Annotated in this window: 16 protein-coding genes; 7 read left to right on the forward strand and 9 right to left on the reverse strand. The window is 39.0% G+C overall.

The window, feature by feature from the left end; genetic code table 11:
• The first annotated feature begins 394 nt into the window (after window positions 1–394).
• The gene (locus ODZ84_RS20910) at window positions 395–1291 is read left to right on the forward strand and encodes a DUF808 domain-containing protein (protein WP_266174355.1); all 897 of its coding nucleotides are present in this window, start codon (window positions 395–397) and stop codon (window positions 1289–1291) included.
• Between the two features lie 334 nt (window positions 1292–1625).
• On the opposite strand, the gene dnaJ is transcribed toward ODZ84_RS20910, so the two are convergent.
• The 5 genes from dnaJ to proS all read right to left on the reverse strand — a co-directional run bounded on the left by dnaJ (window position 1626) and on the right by proS (window position 8006).
• Complete coding sequence (gene dnaJ, locus ODZ84_RS20915) at window positions 1626–2744, reverse strand: molecular chaperone DnaJ (RefSeq protein ID WP_266174356.1); 1119 nt, start codon at window positions 2742–2744, stop codon at window positions 1626–1628.
• A gap of 76 nt (window positions 2745–2820) precedes the next feature.
• Window positions 2821–3357 (reverse strand): nucleotide exchange factor GrpE, encoded by a 537-nt coding sequence (locus tag ODZ84_RS20920; protein WP_266174357.1) that lies wholly within the window; start codon window positions 3355–3357, stop codon window positions 2821–2823.
• 295 nt (window positions 3358–3652) lie between these two features.
• On the reverse strand, window positions 3653–4987 hold the full coding sequence (locus tag ODZ84_RS20925; protein ID WP_266174358.1) for an Nramp family divalent metal transporter: 1335 nt from the start codon (window positions 4985–4987) through the stop codon (window positions 3653–3655).
• A gap of 112 nt (window positions 4988–5099) precedes the next feature.
• Window positions 5100–6404, reverse strand: coding sequence for an OmpA family protein (locus tag ODZ84_RS20930; protein WP_266174360.1), 1305 nt, complete (start codon window positions 6402–6404; stop codon window positions 5100–5102).
• 126 nt (window positions 6405–6530) lie between these two features.
• On the reverse strand, window positions 6531–8006 hold the full coding sequence (gene proS, locus ODZ84_RS20935) for a proline--tRNA ligase (RefSeq protein ID WP_266174362.1): 1476 nt from the start codon (window positions 8004–8006) through the stop codon (window positions 6531–6533).
• Window positions 8007–8149: 143 nt separating this feature from the next.
• On the opposite strand from proS, the gene ODZ84_RS20940 reads away from it, so the two are divergent.
• Entirely contained in the window at window positions 8150–9202 is a 1053-nt protein-coding gene (locus ODZ84_RS20940) for a prolyl-tRNA synthetase (protein WP_266174363.1), read from the forward strand.
• A 54-nt stretch (window positions 9203–9256) separates the two neighbouring features.
• Window positions 9257–10633, forward strand: coding sequence for an OmpP1/FadL family transporter (locus ODZ84_RS20945; protein ID WP_266174364.1), 1377 nt, complete (start codon window positions 9257–9259; stop codon window positions 10631–10633).
• Between the two features lie 298 nt (window positions 10634–10931).
• Here the strand turns inward: ODZ84_RS20945 and ODZ84_RS20950 are convergent, their stop codons facing one another.
• The gene (locus tag ODZ84_RS20950; RefSeq protein ID WP_266177422.1) at window positions 10932–11657 is read right to left on the reverse strand and encodes a ZIP family metal transporter; all 726 of its coding nucleotides are present in this window, start codon (window positions 11655–11657) and stop codon (window positions 10932–10934) included.
• 2 nt (window positions 11658–11659) lie between these two features.
• Window positions 11660–12382 (reverse strand): class I SAM-dependent methyltransferase, encoded by a 723-nt coding sequence (locus ODZ84_RS20955; RefSeq protein WP_266174365.1) that lies wholly within the window; start codon window positions 12380–12382, stop codon window positions 11660–11662.
• Window positions 12383–12518: 136 nt separating this feature from the next.
• Between ODZ84_RS20955 and ODZ84_RS20960 the strand changes: the two genes are divergently transcribed.
• The 3 genes from ODZ84_RS20960 (at window position 12519) to ODZ84_RS20970 (ending at window position 15401) form a co-directional block, all read left to right on the forward strand.
• A complete protein-coding gene (locus ODZ84_RS20960) occupies window positions 12519–13688 on the forward strand; it encodes a THUMP domain-containing class I SAM-dependent RNA methyltransferase (RefSeq protein ID WP_266174367.1) in 1170 nt (389 codons plus the stop codon).
• 164 nt (window positions 13689–13852) lie between these two features.
• Window positions 13853–14257, forward strand: a complete 405-nt coding sequence (locus ODZ84_RS20965; RefSeq protein ID WP_266174368.1) for a branched-chain amino acid ABC transporter substrate-binding protein — start codon at window positions 13853–13855, stop codon at window positions 14255–14257.
• 136 nt (window positions 14258–14393) lie between these two features.
• Window positions 14394–15401, forward strand: coding sequence for a glycosyltransferase (locus tag ODZ84_RS20970; RefSeq protein WP_266174369.1), 1008 nt, complete (start codon window positions 14394–14396; stop codon window positions 15399–15401).
• 42 nt (window positions 15402–15443) lie between these two features.
• Here the strand turns inward: ODZ84_RS20970 and ODZ84_RS20975 are convergent, their stop codons facing one another.
• Complete coding sequence (locus ODZ84_RS20975) at window positions 15444–16673, reverse strand: aminotransferase class I/II-fold pyridoxal phosphate-dependent enzyme (protein WP_266174370.1); 1230 nt, start codon at window positions 16671–16673, stop codon at window positions 15444–15446.
• A 157-nt stretch (window positions 16674–16830) separates the two neighbouring features.
• On the opposite strand from ODZ84_RS20975, the gene ODZ84_RS20980 reads away from it, so the two are divergent.
• Complete coding sequence (locus ODZ84_RS20980; RefSeq protein WP_266174371.1) at window positions 16831–17289, forward strand: Lrp/AsnC family transcriptional regulator; 459 nt, start codon at window positions 16831–16833, stop codon at window positions 17287–17289.
• A 4-nt stretch (window positions 17290–17293) separates the two neighbouring features.
• On the opposite strand, the gene ODZ84_RS20985 is transcribed toward ODZ84_RS20980, so the two are convergent.
• The gene (locus ODZ84_RS20985) at window positions 17294–18325 is read right to left on the reverse strand and encodes a bestrophin family protein (protein WP_266174373.1); all 1032 of its coding nucleotides are present in this window, start codon (window positions 18323–18325) and stop codon (window positions 17294–17296) included.
• Window positions 18326–18356 lie beyond the last annotated feature (31 nt).

Genomic DNA, 18356 nt, shown 5'->3' on the forward strand with positions numbered 1-18356 from the left:
AAAATATTAAAAGTAATTTGCAAAATAATAGAAATGCAGAAAAGATAAGCTATGCCAATCATGTCATGTAGAAACAGAACTTACATGCCATAATCTCAATCATTGACCTCATTCAGTCTGTATTAATGACAATATAAAATACTAGGAACAATAAGCAATAATCTTATAAAGAGCCTCAATTGTAGACACATAAAGTCCGGTTGAAAATTAATTTAAAATAAGAATGCAGATCACTGAATAAAGGTCTCTGTTTTGATTAAAAACTTAAAATAGTTATTTGAATCGTTCTAAGATAACGTAAGGTTCTCCTAAAACAGGAGATAATCATATCAGAAATCGAATTAAATATCTATTTTTGCTCCACTTAACAAATATTAAAAAAATATTAAAATTTATGGCATCTGGTTTTTTCGCAATTTTGGATGATATCGCTGCTCTGATGGATGATGTGGCAGTGACGAGTAAGATAGCAACTCAGAAAACAGCAGGAATTTTAGGAGATGACCTTGCTGTAAATGCTGAAAAAGCAACCGGATTCCTTGCTTCAAGAGAGCTGCCGGTGTTGTGGGCAATCACAAAAGGATCTTTTATCAATAAACTGATCATTCTGCCTGTCGTTTTCCTGCTCAACTGGCTGTATGCGCCTGCCATTAATTATGTTTTAATTTTAGGAGGACTTTACCTGGCATTCGAAGGGGTGGAAAAAATCATCGAATTTCTTTTCCACCGGGATAAAAAAGGCCATGAGGTAGCAGAAGAAATCAAAGAAGACCAAAGTGCAGAGGAAATAGAAAAAACAAAGGTAAAATCAGCCATTACCACCGATTTTATTTTATCAGTTGAGATCGTCATTATTGCCTTAGGGACTGTACTTGAAGAAAGTCATCCTTTTATTACTCAGATTTTAGTGACGAGTTTAGTTGCGTTTATCGCCACGGTAGGGGTTTACGGAATTGTAGCATTAATTGTGAGAATGGATGATGCCGGATTTAAATTGATCAAGAAAAGCAATGATAAAGGATTCTTCGGAAAGCTGGGACATCTGTTGGTAAAAGCTTTACCTATCGTTATCAAAGCCCTGGGCGTCATCGGAACCATTGCCCTGATCATGGTGGCCGGTGGTATTTTTGCCCACCGTGTGGAGTTTCTTCATCATTTTCTGGATTCGTGGTCTTCCAATAAGATTCTTACCATCTTAAAAGAAATTATCCTGGGACTTGCAGGCGGATTGGTCGCTTTGGCTATTTTCACAATGGGAAAAGGAGCTGTTTCCTTAGTTAAAAATAAATAGAGATTTGATAAATAATAAAAACCCGGGCGGCTTCAGGAACTGAAGCCGCCCGGGTTTATTACATGCAATAATACCCGAATTGTCCATTATTAAATACATCCATGTATTTTCCCGGATTAAGCAAGTTGTGAAATAACAAGAATGTGAAAATTTTTCATGATAAATAGGAGTGCTTCATTACGTGTGGTATTTCTATCATTAATCTATACTGCTGTCATTATATAAATTGAATTAATACAGGCATAAGATAGTCTTTACTATTCTATTTTTTTCCAAGATTAAACGATGACATCCATAGCCATAAAAAAAGGATTCCCATAAGAATCCTTTATATTTAGTTGAATAAATCTTTCACCTTATCGAAGAAAGTCTTTTCCTTCCCGGAGGGTTCTGCAACCATTTCCCCACTTTCCATCTGCTTTTCGAAGAAATCTTTCTGATCTTTCGTCAGTTTTTGCGGCGTCCATACGTTGATATGAATGAACATATCTCCCTTTCCGTAGCTGTCGATACTCGGAAGACCTTTTCCGGCCAGTCTCAGGATCTTACCCGATTGTGTTCCGGGATCAACCGTGATCTTCACTTTACCGCCTACGGTCGGCACTTCTTTTTTGGTTCCCAAGGCTGCTTCCGCAAATGAAACATATAATTCCTGATGAAGATTATCGCCTTCTCTTTTAATTACCTTATCTGCTTCTTCCTCTACGATTACCAGTAAATCTCCTGCAATACCTCCAAAAGGCGCGTCATTACCTTTTCCTCTTACATTAAGCTGAATACCGTCTCTTGCTCCGGCCGGAATGTTTATGGTGATTTCCTCTTCGTCTTTTACCAGACCCTGAGCATTCGCTCCAGCCGGTATTTTATCAGCGACTTTCCCGATTCCCTGGCAGGTGCCACAGGTAGTCTGCGTCTGCATCTGTCCGAACATCGTGTTCATCACTTTAAGCTGAACTCCTGAACCGTTACAGGTAGGACAGGTTTTTGAAGTGGCTCCTTCCGCCATCTTCATTTTTTTTACTTTAATGGTTTTCTGAGTTCCGTTGACCATTTCTTCAAGGTTCAGTTTGATTCTGATTCTTAAATTAGAACCCTTTACCTGCTGGCGGCCTCCGCCACCGCCGCTGAATCCTCCGAAACCGCCACCAAAGATATCTCCAAACTGGCTGAAAATATCTTCCATGTTCATTCCGCCTCCGAAACCGCCACCTCCGAAGCCGCCGTTTCCGCCAACCCCGGCATGACCAAACTGGTCGTATCTTGCCCGTTTCTGTTCGTCGCTTAACACTTCGTAGGCTTCTGCGGCTTCCTTAAATTTGTCTTCAGCCTCTTTGTCACCCGGGTTTTTATCCGGGTGAAACTTAATGGCCATCTTACGGTATGCTTTCTTTATTTCGTCGGCTGAGGCAGATTTGCTGATCTCAAGAACTTCGTAATAATCTCTTTTTGACATGTCTTTATAATTGTTATTGATAAATGAAGTGTTTTACCTTAAGCATAGGGCTTATAGCATTTATCATTTATTAATATTAATTACCCGTTACTACTTTTGCAAAACGAATCACTTTATCACCTAAAGTGTATCCCGTCTCAATTACATCTACAATTTTACCCTTAAGATCATCTGACGGGGCAGGAATTTGAGTAATTGCTTCGTGGAAATCTACGTTGAAACTATCACCGGCTTTTACTTCCATGGTCTTTAAGCCTTTTTCAGTAAGTTTATTTTTAAACTTATTATAAATTAATTCAACTCCCTGAAGATCAGCGGCATTTCCGTTTTTAGCAATTTCTTTAATTGCTCTTTCAAAATCATCCAGTACGCCGAGCATAGAGATCATCATATCCTGATTAGCATACTGAAAGAATTCCATTTTTTCTTTGGAAGTCCTTTTTTTATAGTTTTCAAACTCAGCATATAATCTGATGTACCGATCCTTTTCTTCTGCCAAAAGTTCCTCTGCAGAAGGTTTTGCTGTCACACTTTCTTCAGTTGTTGCTTCGTTGTGAATATTTGTATCTTCTTGATTATTGATGCTTTCTTCGTTAATATCCTGATTTTCCATAATTCAATATTTATTTTCATTATTATTTGACAAAGATTCTGCCAAAGAAAAAATAATGACATTTAGGCAGATATCGTGAATTATATAAAGCATTCGCTTTGCCGGAATAGGAAATAAGTGTTTAAATGAGGTGCCAATGTATGATCATGATGATGGTAATGATCATTGGACTCTAGATCTAGCCCCGATTGTATTGAAAATCCTTTTTTGAAAAAAAAGATTGTAAAGGAAAGCGGGAAACAGCTCCAGATATCAGTGGATGCAGTATTTACCTATTATTAAAGCTGAATTCACATTATTTTCCGGTAAAAGTCTGATACAGTAAGTAGAGATTTAAAATTATAATAATTATAGAAATAATCCATACGGAGATCTTTAGAATGGGCTTGTTCACAAATTCTCCCATCTTCGCCTTATCATTGGTAAACATAACGAGGGGCACTACCGCAAAACTCAGCTGCATGGACAGAATGACCTGACTCAGGACCAGCAATTCGGTTGTTCCTTCTTCACCATACAGAATGGCCACTATCAGAGCCGGAATCACGGCAATTAATCTTGTAATCAAACGTCGCAGCCATGGCTTTAACCGGATATTTAAGAAACCTTCCATTACGATCTGGCCTGCCAATGTTCCTGTTAATGTTGAATTCTGACCGGATGCCAGCAAAGCAATGGCAAAGGCAATACTTGCCATAGACGCTCCAAGAATAGGAGTCAGCATTTTATAAGCATCGTGAATATCAGCGACATGGTTATTTCCTGTAATATGAAAAGTTGCTGCTGCCAGGATCAGGATCGCACCATTGATAAAGAAGGCCAGCATCAATGAAACTGTACTGTCTAAAGTGGCAAATTTTATAGCTTCTTTTTTACCTTCCTTGTCACGGGTATAATCTCGTGTCTGTACGATGCTGCTGTGCAGGTAAAGGTTGTGAGGCATGACGGTTGCACCCAGAATTCCTATCGCAATATAAAGCATCGCCGGGTTCTGGATAATTTCAGCTTTTGGAACCATACCTCCGAGAATTTCATTAAAGGCGGGCTCGGATATCACGATTTCGTAGACAAAGCAGGCAAGAATAATAAAAATAAGTCCACCCACAATACTTTCTATCCATCTGAAACCCTTCGACTGCAACAGAAGAATGATAAGAACGTCTATAGTTGTGATTACAATTCCCCAGGTCAGAGGAATTTCAAAAAGCAGGTTAAGGGCAATCGCAGAACCGATCACTTCCGCAAGATCACAGGCGGCAATGGCAATTTCACAGAACAGCCAAAGCATAAAATTGGTTTTGGGTCCGAAGTGATCTCTGCAGGCCTGCGCCAGGTCTCTTTCTGCAACTACTCCCAGTTTTACCGAGAGATGCTGTAAAACCATAGCAAAAATATTGGAGATGAGAATTACCGACAGTAGCGTATAGCCGAACTGTGCTCCACCGGCAATATCTGTGGCCCAGTTTCCAGGATCCATATAGCCTACCGCAACCATCAGTCCGGGGCCGGCAAAGGCAAGGTATTTTCGCCAGAAGCTTGATCCTTTAGGAACTTTTACGGAAGAGTAAACTTCAGATAAGGAATGAGATGTTTTTTCTTGACGCCAGGCGTCTTTTAAATTAAGGTTCATAGAATGTTAGAAATGGCTAACAAATGTAATTAAATAAATGAAAAGTACAAAGAATGAAAAATAAATCCCGAAAATGATTTCCGGGATTCATATATATTTTCCTTAATGGTTGTTATTTTGCAAATCGTACAGACATTTTTCTGTCAGTAGCTCTTTCAGCATCAGAAGCTTTTGCATCTACTTTCGCAAACTGGCTTCCGTATCCCTCGGCATCTAATACCTGAGCTCCTACGCCCTGCTTACCTAACCAGTCTTTAATAAAGGCTGCTCTCTCTTTTGAGATTTTTAAGTTGACAGCTTCATTTCCTGTTTTATCAGTATAACCTCCGATCTTAATTTTTGCATCAGGGTACGCCTTTAAAATGGCTACCAAATTTTGTAACTGACCTTCAGATCCTGCTTCCAGCTGATTTCCGCTTCCGGTTTTAAAATTTACATGGTCAAAATCATACCATTTATCTTTTAATACAGCATCATCAGCGGCATTTTTATAACCATCAGATTTCAGAAATGCGATCATCTGGTCTTCAAGTCCGCCTTTATAACCGTGAAGTGCTGTGCCATTCAGGTCAATATTTTCATCTACTCTTGTATTTGCGGACATTCCAGATCCTGCAGTGTTTGTTGGCACAACCGCTGTAGCTGTGTCGGCAGATGTATTGGCAGAGTCAGTTGAAGTCATCGTAGTTGTGGTTTCTTTTTTCTCACATTGTTTCCAAAGGAAATACGCTGCAGCAATTAAAAGTAAAAGAGGGAGCAGCCATTTCCAGATTGAGCCTCCGTTATCTTTATTTCTTTCAGGGAAAGTCCCGTTAGGAGCTGTGCTTCGTGTTACTTCCACTTTAGGCTCTTCATGAGACGGCTGTCTGATGGCATCCTGATCATTATCAAATTTATATCCCTTGGCCCAGTCACCTAAATTTAGGGAAGCCAGAGAAAGTCCTGCTGGAAGAAGAGTGGAAACAATTCCTTTTTGATCGCTCAGCAAACTTGAAATTCCCGATTTATCAAGATTATGATCAGCCGCATATTTTCCGATAGAACCTACCGTTGCTCCGGTTACCAGATTTAATAAAGAGCTGGATGAGTTATTACTGATTCCTGCAAAGGATGCAATAGAATTCACCAGTCCACTGAGTTTATCACCAAAAATAGAAGATAACAAAGTTGAAATAACAGGGCTGCTAGAAGTGCCTCCTAATAAATTTCCTAAAAGTCCGCTTGATGACGCACCGGTGATGGCGTCCAATACTCTTGGGTCATTAGCGTTGTTGGCCAGTCCTCCGATTACAGCAGGCAATAAGCCGCTGATGGCTTTTGAAATACCTGATTCACTTTCTCCCAGCTGAGAAGCAGACTGGGAAACTAAAGCGGGACCTAATTGTCCTTTGATTAAATCAATAAGGTTTAGAGACATAATAAATTTATTTTAAAATTAATGTTGCGTAGATCTCATCAAAAACTCGTCCAAAGTTGATTAAAATAAAAAAATCTTTAAAAATTACATGAATTTTTAAAGATTTCTCAATTTATCATGTTAAGTTTAGTATGCCTTTGCAAATAAGACCCGCCTTTTTGAAGGTTTTCCCGAAATTAGGGACATACCTTCTTCGATATCATCGTCTAAAGGAATACACCTGATTGTTGCTTTAGTTTCTTCTTTAATCTGCTCTTCTTCCTCAGAAGTTCCGTCCCAGTGTGCGTAGATGAATCCACCTTTTTCTTCCAGCACTTTTTTGAATTCTTCATAAGTGTCAACTTTCGTGATGTTGTCCTGTCTGAAGTTGGCTGCCTTGGTATAAAGATCTTTTTGAATGGTCTTTAATAAATCATCAATATAAGAATCTAACCCTTCGATCGAACGGACTTCTTTCGTCAGATTATCTCTTCTCGCAATTTCTACAGACTTGTTTTCTAAATCCCTTGGTCCCATGGCAATCCGTACCGGAACACCTTTTAACTCGTATTCTGCAAACTTCCAGCCCGGTTTGTTATGCGTGTCATCATCGAATTTCACAGAAATTCCTTTCGCTCTAAGCTTAGCCTGGATATCCAATGCGACTTCACTGATTTCATTTAACTGTTCTTCACCTTTAAAGATCGGAACAATGACCACCTGAATCGGTGCCAGGGTTGGTGGCAATACCAATCCGAAATCATCAGAGTGGGTCATGATCAAAGCTCCCATCAGACGGGTAGACGTTCCCCATGATGTTGCCCATGCATGTTCTATTTTCCCTTCTTTATTGGTGAATTTTACGTCAAATGCTTTTGCAAAATTCTGTCCCAGGAAGTGAGAGGTTCCGGCCTGGAGAGCTTTTCCGTCCTGCATCAGGGCCTCAATACAGTACGTCTCGTCAGCACCCGCGAATCTTTCAGAAGGTGTTTTCAACCCCTGAATTACCGGCATTGCCATAAAGTTTTCAGCAAAATCTGCATATACTTTATTCATTTTTTCTGCTTCTTCTACGGCTTCATCTTTGGTAGCATGAGCGGTATGGCCCTCCTGCCATAAGAATTCTGCTGTTCTCAGGAAAAGACGGGTTCTCATTTCCCAACGGACAACATTGGCCCACTGGTTAATCAATATCGGTAAATCCCTGTAAGACTGAATCCAGTTTTTATATGTATTCCAGATAATGGCTTCCGAAGTCGGACGCACAATAAGTTCCTCTTCAAGTTTAGCATCCGGATCAACAATAAGTTTTGATGGATTGTCCGGATCTGTTTTTAATCTGTAGTGAGTGACTACAGCGCATTCTTTAGCAAAACCTTCTGCATTTTTCTCCTCAGCCTCAAACAAGCTTTTGGGCACAAAAAGCGGGAAATAAGCATTAACGTGACCTGTTTCTTTGAATTTCTTATCCATTTCGTCACGCATTTTCTCCCAGATTGCATAGCCGTACGGTTTGATCACCATGCATCCTCTTACTCCTGAGTTTTCAGCTAAGTCAGCCTTAACAACCAACTCATTATACCATTTGCTGTAATCTTCGCTTCTTGAGGTTAATTTTGCCATTATTTTTTTTAATTTTTTAACTTTTTCCTATTATTGTTATCTAAAAATAAAAATCTATTTTTGATAGATTTTTTGTGCCGGTATTTGGTACATTTTTGGTACAGATTGCAAATATAATTTAAATTAAAAATCTTTACGTTATCATGAAAAGAAATATATATAAAAATTTACTCGGTATATTAAAATCCAAAGGGGTTTTAGCCATATCAGGTGGGTTATTGCTTATGTCTTGCGGTGCTCAGATGGGAGGGTACAGCGAAACAGATGGGGTATATTATGATCCCAATAAAGACACATTACCGGAGGGCGTGATTATCAATGATGGCGGAAACAGAGTGGGGCAATACTATGATTATTACCAGAACTCAAATGTTATTCAGAATGCTGAAGCCAATTCCAGACAAAACAGATATGATTCATGGAATGACTACAGCTCCAACGGAACCGCTACTGATTCTGACTGGGGAACATTTGCAGGATCACAAACCAACTATTATGATACTTCCTGGGGCTGGGGCGGTTACTATAGCCCTTACTGGGGCATGTACGGAGGCTGGGGTCTCGGAATGTCCTGGGGTTGGGGTACTTCCTGGGGCTGGGGCGGCTGGAATATGGGCTGGGGATATTCACCTTATTGGGGTGGGTGGTATGATCCGTTCTGGGGTGGATACGGATACCCTTATTGGGGTGGCTGGTATGGCGGCGGATACTGGGGTAATGGATATTACAATGCGCCGATATACAGAAGAAGCGGATCTGACGGTCGAGGATTTAACAGCTACAGTAATGTAGCCGGTTTTAGAAACAACAGTAACAATACGATCATCCGAAACAGCGGAGGTTTCCGAAACAGCAATACTTCAGGAGCATCAGGATTCCGCGGATCGAATAATACCGGAGGTTTCAGACAGGGAAATTCGAACGGAGGATTCAGACAGCCTGGTAATATGAACGGAAGCTACAGAAACCAGGGTTTCAGAAATCAGAACTCTCAGACCAGACCTAATTATAATTATCAGCAGCAATCTCAACCACGATACAGAAATGAAGGCTTCAGATCTAACGACAGCAACAGCGGTTTCAGATCTAACGGAGGATTCAATTCCGGCGGCGGATTCAGAAGCGGCGGTTCATCCGGTGGAGGCGGTGGCTTCAGATCCGGCGGTGGAGGCGGCGGAGGCGGCTTTAGAAGATAATTTTAAAAATTAATAACTATTCAAAAAATAATGTTAAAAAAATCTTTAGTATTAATGAGTATTTCTGCCGCATTTTTTGCGCAGGCTCAGGATGTTTCTGTAATAAGAAATTCTATTGATGTATATTCCAGCTCTCAAAATATAGGGTCTGCCAAATTTAATGCGATGGGAGGCTCTAACGGGGCTCTGGGAGGTGACGCCAACTCTTTACTCACCAATCCGGCCGGTTTGGGGGTTGCCATTTCAGGAGAAGTATCTGGTACATTATCCATTTTAAGCAATAAGAATACCTCTTCAATGGCAGGTTCTTCAGTTGCCTATAAGTCAAATCAGGGAGATCTCGGTAACGTTGGTGCTGTAATGACTTTCCAGTTGATGACTGAAAGTGCATGGAAGTTTATCAATGTCGGAGTGAATTATTCAAACCAGTCTATTGACAATTATGTGGAAACTCCCGGGAATAGTAATTTGATTTATGATTTCAACAATGGTAATAGCTCATCATTAGCAAGGCACGCCTATGACCGATATGGATACATGTCAAAAACAAGTCTTGGTGTCGGGGCTAATTATAATCATAATCTATATATCGGTGCCGGATTGAATTTCTTCAATTCATCTATCGATCAGTCCGATACAGCAGCTTTTACATCACTTCAGACCGGAGCTTCAGAATACTTCAGCAAACAGAATACTCCTTTTTTCGAAAGAGGAAATGGGTTCTCAGCTTCACTGGGGGTTATCGGTAAGGTAAGTCCTAACTTCAGATTGGGAGCTGCTTTGGAAACACCTACTTTCTGGAATATAGACAGAAGTTATAACTTTTATAATGATGCGATCTACGGTGATGATTACGCTATTGAAAACAGAAAGTTCACTTCTCCGCTCAAAGCGACCGTAAGTGCTGCTTTTATTGCCAATAAAAGTTTCTCTTTAAATGTAGATTACAGTCTTGGACTAACGACTCCTAAATATAAAGAATACGGAGTTGCTGAAACAGAACTCAATGACTTCTTTAAAGAAAATTCTAAAAATGTATCTGAAGTGAGATTGGGAGCAGAGTATAGATTAAAGCAGTTCCGATTAAGAGGAGGATACGCCTACACTTCAAATCCTCTGGATGCGCTGGTCATCAGCAGCTTTAATAATGATGGTTCCACATCAGATAAATCATACAATAACCTGATGCTGAATAACAGAAATGCCCTTTCATTCGGTTTGGGATATGATTTCAAATCATTCTATATTGATGCTGCGTATCAGAATATCAGTTCGAAATACACCAATCCTTTTATGAGAGGAGTTGTAAATGATAATGTTGAGGCAGGTTATTATTCTCCAACTCAGCTGATATCCAGTGATTCTTATGCGGTATCGGATGTGAAAAATAACAGAAATAATTTCTTCATTACCTTGGGCTGGAAATTCTAATCCGGATCATGTAATATTATAATAAAAGCTCTGTATCAATAGTGATGCAGAGCTTTTTTCTGTATGTTTAATTTCAATATGAATTCAGGTTTTATCCGGTTGTGACAGCAAACAGTTGTGCAAAGTGGTTCCTGAGTTTTTGGACAGACACTCCGTATCCACATTTCTAGGTTTTGGCGGCTCGTCGAAGACGAGCCGCCAAAACCTAGAAATTGTGTTCAAATCAAAGATATAATACAACTATGATAATAATAGATGTTCACTATGAATAACCACGGTGGGAAAAAATGAAAAACGATTAATGCTGATGCCCAACAGGCAAATGTCCATGGAAAAGATGCATGAATAGAGCGAGTGAAACTCCTATAATTACCAGTCCTATTTTTGTCCAGTCTATATTGTGATTCTTATTACTCTCAAAAATAATCACAGAAGAGATGTGCAGAAAAATTCCGCCTACAATGGCCAGAAAATAAGGCTGCAGATCCGGATTGAAGTAATTTCCAAGAAGCATTCCCATAGGTGATGCCAAAGCAAATAAGGCCACGATCAGTAACGAGGGATAGGAATTACCTTTCGTCCCTTCTTTTCTGTTAAATAAAAAAGCTCCCAGGATGAATGAAATGGGCAGGTTATGAAAAACAATCCCCATAAGATAGGGCGACAGGGCCTGTTCCTCATTCGCAAGAGGTATTCCTTCAATAAAAGCATGAATAAACAGGCCCACCATTAATGCGACAGGAAGAATATTGCGCTCACTGTGGTGATGAAAGTGACCGTGTTCAAATCCTTTGGTTAACGCTTCCAGAATCATCTGCAGCACAACTCCGGCAATAACGAAAATTCCCAGACTGCGACCTGCGCCGGCAGTATAAACCTCTGGAAAAACTTCGTTTAAGCAAATCGTTATTAAAAATCCGGCGCTAAGAACCAGTAAATTTTTAGCAAGCTTTTCTTTCTTCCCAAAGTGTTTTCCCAGAAATACACCGGCGACAACACTTAAAATCAGTAAAAGTACAGTGATCATTAGTTTTTCTTAAATAAATTGATGCAACGCGGGGAAGTATTTTTAAATTCATTCAGCTGATAGTCTCCCCAGATTTGCATTCTTTCAAAACCACAGTCTGAAGCATAAGAATTGATCGCTTCCGGAGAATGAAGCTTTACCTTTTCAAAGAAATGGAAAGGTCGTCCGCCATCTTCGAAACGAATATCCTTAATAATATGCCGTCCTTCGATCTTCTTCAGAATTCTGAAGTCGATATCTCCGCGTCTGACGGTAGATTCAGGAATGAGATGGTGGCGCACATAGGCCTCGTTAAGATAGTCCAGTACAAAATACCCTCCGGGCTTCAAAGCTTCATATACCGATTGGAAGACTTTTTGATCATCATTTTCGTTATCGAAATAACCAAAACTGGTGAAAAGATTAAAAACGGCATCCACTGGATCGGCATTAATAGGATTTCTCATATCATGAACATCAAAAGCCAGGGTCCGGTTTTCAAATTGTTTATCATGCTCAATGCTCTGCCGGGACAGGTCCAATCCCAGGACATCATATCCCAGTTTATTCAGAAAAACCGAGTGTCTGCCTTTCCCGCATGCTAAGTCGATAATCTTTGAATTTGGTACCAGCTCAAGCTCTGAAGTGAGCTTTGTAATAAAATTTTCTGCCTCCGTAAAGTCTCTGTTGTTATAAAGTAAATGATAATAAGGGGTATCAAACCAAGATTCAAACCATTCCATAATGCAAAAATAACTAAATTTGTGCGGTTAAAGGCAAAGTATTTTAAACATTAGAATATAGGAAGATTCAATTCATCGCTGAATTGATCGCTTAATCTTTAATTTTTAAACCTTTAAATTCTTTAATTATTTACTTATGGATACAGAAAACCTGAAAATTCAGATAAAAACATTTTTCGGATTAGAGGAAATTTTAGCAGGAGAAATCAAAAAACTGGGCGGCAGAAATGTGGAGATTAAAAACAGAGCCGTCAACTGTGAAGGAGATCTCGGTTTCTTATACAAAATTAATTATTCTGCGAGAACAGCATTGAAAATTTTAATTCCTGTTTATGAATTTAAAGCTTTCAATCAGCAGCAGTTTTACAATAAGCTGTTTCAGTTTGCGTGGGAAGATTATTTAGATGTAGATCAGACCTTCGCTATTGATGCTACCGTAAATTCGGAAACATTCAAACATTCACAGTTTGTCACTTTGAAAATGAAGGATGCCATTGTTGATTATTTCCAGGAGAAATTTAAAAAACGTCCTAATATCGAAACGAGATCCCCAGATATTAAGTTTCATCTGCATATTGACAGAGAGCTGGTAACTATTTCCATGGATTCTTCGGGTGATGCATTATTTAAGAGAGGGTACAGAAAAGAGCAGGGAGAAGCGCCAATTAATGAAGTGCTGGCAAGCGGAATGCTGCAACTGGCAGGCTGGGACGGAAAAGGAAACTTCCTGGATCCGATGTGCGGTTCCGGAACATTACTAATCGAGGCGGCTATGATTGCCCTGGATCTGCCGGCTCAGATTTTCAGAAAGAGATTTGCTTTTCAGAACTGGAACAATTACGATGCTGATCTTTTTGCAAAGATTAAAGAAGTGCGAATCGGCAGGATAAAAGAATTTACAGGAAAAATTGTAGGGTATGATATTGATGCCAGAATGCTGAATGCGGCAAGGACAAACATAGAAGCTGCTGAAATGGAAGACGTCATCGAAGTAAGAAAACAGAATTTCTTTGAATCTAAGAAGGATCTTTTTCCTTTGTTGATGGTGTTTAACCCTCCTTATGATGAACGAATCTCTATTAATGATGAAGATTTTTACAAAAAAGTGGGAGATACTTTTAAAACGCATTATCCTAATACACTGGCATGGCTGATTTCATCAGATCTTGAAGCGGTAAAGAAAATCGGGCTCCGTCCGTCAAGAAAAATCAAGCTTTTTAACGGCAAACTGGAAACCAGATTTTTACAATACGAGATGTATGAAGGAACCAAGAAACTTCATAAAGCTGAAGGAAAAGAACTATAAAAAAATACTTTTTCAAGTGAATTGATGCCATGCTGAGTCTGCTGAGGTTTGTCAAAGATCCGGCGGCTCAGCCTGGCCATTCTCATTTAAGCATTGTTTATGAATTAATTTTAAAAAGAAGATTCAGAAATTAATAATATATTTGAAATATTTAGATAATACATATGCAGTTTGATTTTTTTGATATCGTGGAAGGAATCGGGGATATTTTTACCATTTTTGGAGACGGTAAGTCGTCTTCTAAAAACTTAGGATACGACAAGGGGCCTAAAACGAAAAAAAAGTCGAAATATATTGTTGAAAAAATAAGTGCCGGCTTTTTATTAATTGCTTCCATTCTGTTATTTATTGTAATTAAAGATATCTTGCCACTTGAAAGTGAGGTCAATACTATTTTAGTCATTTCGCTCATCGGATTGGGGATTTCTTTTATCTTCTTTTTTGTCCTGCACGTTCTGGAGCTCTATTATTTTAAAAGTATCTTTCAGTTATTGCTCTTCAGTGTATCTTCAATACTGATGTTTACCTCTTTGTTAATGACTGTTTATTTCAGATCAGGAATTTTTTAGACAGAAAGACTGGTTAAATACATTACCAATGTTTTTTTTACAGTATCTGAATTTATTTAGATGTTATACCGGATTAAAATTACCGTAAACTGTTGTAAGTTCATTTCTGAATAAGTAATTTTGAGAAATTTTCAATTTGACTCCTACTATTTCCATCATTGTTGCTATCTTTAACCGAAAAGACGAGCTTTTCGAATTGCTGAGCTCGCTTACCGTTCAGTCGGATAAAGCATTTGAAATCATTATTGTAGATGACGGATCCTTTGTAGATCTTAAACCTACCATTAATAATTTTAATTCTGCGTTAGATATTAAATATTTCAGGAAAGATAATTCCGGTCCGGGACTCACACGAAATTTCGGAGCCCGGAAGGCAAAGAATGAATGGCTGGTGTTCGTTGACAGTGATGTGATTGTAGAAAAAGATTATATTGAACAGATCAAAAAAAGTATTCTCGATATTCCCTGCGATGCTTTTGGAGGTGCTGATAAAGCACATAAAGGTTTTAATCTGATGCAGAAAGCCATTTCTTATTCGATGACTTCTGTTTTTACTACCGGAGGGATCCGGGGCAATAAAAAGGCAGTATCGAAATTTCAGCCCAGAAGTTTCAATATGGGCGTGAAAAAAGATGTTTTTGATCAAGTAGGCGGTTTCTCGGAGATGAGAATAGGAGAGGATCCGGATCTGTCGATGACCCTATGGGAAAATGGCTACACAACAGCCTTTTTTGATACTATAGCAGTATACCACAAACGCAGGGTAGATTTCGGTAAATTTTCTAAACAGATATATCAGTTCGGTTGTGCCAGACCAATTCTTAATCAGAGACATCCGAATTATGTGAAAATATCTTTTGCTTTCCCGACCTTGTTTATGTTGGGTTATATTTTCGGATTTATCGAGTATTTTATTTTAGGAAGAGGCATTATTCTCGCCTTTTACGGTCTATATACTTTCATGGTACTGTTCCATGCCTTATGGGTAACTAAAAATATCAGCATTGCCGGAATGGCAGTGATATCTACATACATTCAGATGTTTTCTTACGGCTATGGCTTCCTGAAATCCTGGGTGTTACTGAATGTTTTGGGAATGAAGCCCGAGGAGGCTTTTCCAAAGCATTTTCATAAGAGAGATTAAAAACAAAAGCCACTGTCACCAGTGGCTTTCATTACAATAAAATTAGAATATGGAATGGATTTTCTGAGAATTGAGAATGCCTGTTTTTAGCATGCATTCTTTCATTTTTTCATAGGTTCGTGCAATATCATGATCCAGACCGATGGAGAATCTGATCAGTCCGTCAGAAATTCCCATCGCTTCACGTTCTTCTTCCGGAATTTCTGAAGAGGTCGAGCTTCCCGAGCATGAGAATAAAGTCTTATAAAAACCTAAACTTACTGCCAGGTATCCTAAATTTTCCTGTTGCATCAGTTCCATGAGTTCGTTGGCTTTTTCGGTAGTTCCGGCATCTAAAGTCAGTAAGCCTCCAAACCCGTATTCTTCATGCATCATGCTTTTCATTAATTCATGATTTTTATGGGATGGCAACCCGGGATAGGACACTTTTAATCCGTCTTTTTCAAATCTTTCGGCAAGATATAAAGCATTATAGCTGTGCTGTCTGATTCTGATATGTAAAGTCCTCAGATTTTTCAGAATACTTGCCGACCGGAAACTGTCCATGGTAGGACCGAGGAGCATACAAGCGCCATTATTGACATTTTTGGTATCATCCACAAATTCCTGGCTGGCACAGTAAACGCCTCCTACGGTATCACTGCTTCCGTTGATAAATTTTGTCAGGGAATGGATCACGATATCGGCTCCAAGCAAAATAGGAGAAATGTTGAGAGGAGAGAAGGTGTTGTCAACAATTAATTTCAGGTTGTATTTTCTACAGATGGCCGAAAGCCTCTTCAGGTCTGCTACTTCTAAAAGGGGATTGCTTACGCTTTCGCAGTAAATGACTTTTGTGTTGGGCTGTATAGAGGCTTCAACAGCTTCAAAATTATTAATATCCAGAAATGAAGTTTCTATATTGAAAGGAGGAAGAAAATTTTTAAGAAAGGCATACGTTCCTCCGTAAATGGTTCTGCTCGAAATGATATGGTCGCCGGCTTTACAGAGCTGCATTAACACCGATGTGATGGCGCCCATTCCCGATGCAGTGACGTTGGCAGCTTCAGTATTTTCCATTTTAGCCAAAGCCTGCGAAAGATACAGATTCATGGGAGATGAATGTCTGGAGTATAAATAGCATCCGTCTGCATTTCCTTCAAAGGTGTCAAACATCGTTTTGGCAGAAAGAAATGTATAGGTAGAGCTGTCTGAGATCGATGGATTCACCCCGCCAAATTCTCCAAAATATTGCAGATCCTGTATTTCGTTGGCGGCATTAAAATTTTCCATAAATTTTTTTACTTTTTATTGGATTAAATATGAAATAAATCTGCAACTTTTACAATGAATTTTTAATAAGTCAGAGTATAAATCTACATTTAATGTATTTTGCCGAAAAAAAGTTTATTATATTTGAGATATACAAACTCTGACCAAAAAATTATCTATGGACTTTGATGATATTGACAAAAAACTGCTTCTGTTTCTGCAGGAAGATTCAAAACAGACAACCAAAGAGCTGTCCTATAAATTGGGTTTATCGGTTACAGCCATTTACGAGCGTATTAAAAAGCTTGAAAATAACGGAGTGATTTCAAAATATGTTGCGCTGTTGGATAAGCAGAAAATTAACAGGGATTTTATTGTGTTATGTCATATAAAGCTGGTACAACATAAAAAGGAATACGTACTTCATTTTGAAAAGGAAATTATGAACCTTCATGAAGTCACGGAATGTTTTCATGTAAGTGGTGATTATGATTACATTCTTAAAATAGGCGTGAGAGACATTGCTGACTACAGAAATTTTATGCTGACCAAGCTGACTGCTTTACAGCATATCGCCAGCACCCAAAGTTCATTTATGATCTCTGAGGTGAAGAATACCACAGCCATTGTTCTGTAATTTTTTAGACCAAAACGCCGTTTTTGGAAGCAATAGGATCCGGAAGATCGGTTTCTCCGGTCATTTGTAAGAGATCAATCTCTATTGTTCTGCAGATGGAAAGCATCGGAACATCAAACATCAGGCCTGCAAAAGGATTTTCGGAATAATCTCCTACCAGTTCCATCATAATATAGATCCACCCGATCGTGATGCAAAATGGAATAGATGACCATATTCCCCAGTCTCCTAATTTTTCAAATTCATTAACGAGTCCTAACGGAAGCAATAGTATAAAAAGGAGATTAAAGATAAATGCGGTGCTGGCAAACTGCCGTGGTGACGGAAATTTTTTGATTCTTTCTGCCTGTCCCTGGAAACCGTAAAACTCATTCAAAGCAGTTTGCAGCTGTACCTGGTTAAAATCGGAGATCGCTTTGCTGTTTTTTAAGTCATTGATATCTTTGGCCTGCTGGGAAATCAGATAGGTGGCAAAATTTTTATAGGTAGACTGAAGTTCTGCTTCTTCCTCCGAAAGGTATTTATTAAGAAAAATGGGCGTTCTGCCATAATCAGGAAAACCTGCTTTGATCAGTCTGTTCCTCTTGTGGTTGATATTAAAATGATGGTCTTTTTCGGCTCTTATATGTTCCCATTCTGTAGGGACTAAAAGCTGTTCCCGAAATGCATACAGCCAGGCGATGTGGCGGCATACTATTTTTTTTCTCCTTTCTTCAAGATCAAATGTTGAGGTTTCTTCGTTTCTATCATCAAAAGCATACACCATGGAAGCAAAAGAACGGCTAGAATTTACAATACCACCCCATATCTTCCTGGCTTCCCACAATCTGTCATAGGCCTGGTTGTTTTTAAAACCCACTAAAAAAGCTTCTGCAGTACCAATGAGTGCAACGGGTACCCACGGTATCGTCATCCATTGCCAATGAAAAAGATGAAATAAAACTGCTATCAGGGTACACCAGAGTGAAATCCAGATTAAATGAAAACCTGATAAGTTGAGAACCTGTTTATAATTAACATACTTTGTTGTAATCATGATTTGTGTTGTGGATTTTATACAACTTATG

The sequence above is a fragment of the Chryseobacterium fluminis genome (assembly GCF_026314945.1).
Classification (GTDB): domain Bacteria; phylum Bacteroidota; class Bacteroidia; order Flavobacteriales; family Weeksellaceae; genus Chryseobacterium; species Chryseobacterium fluminis.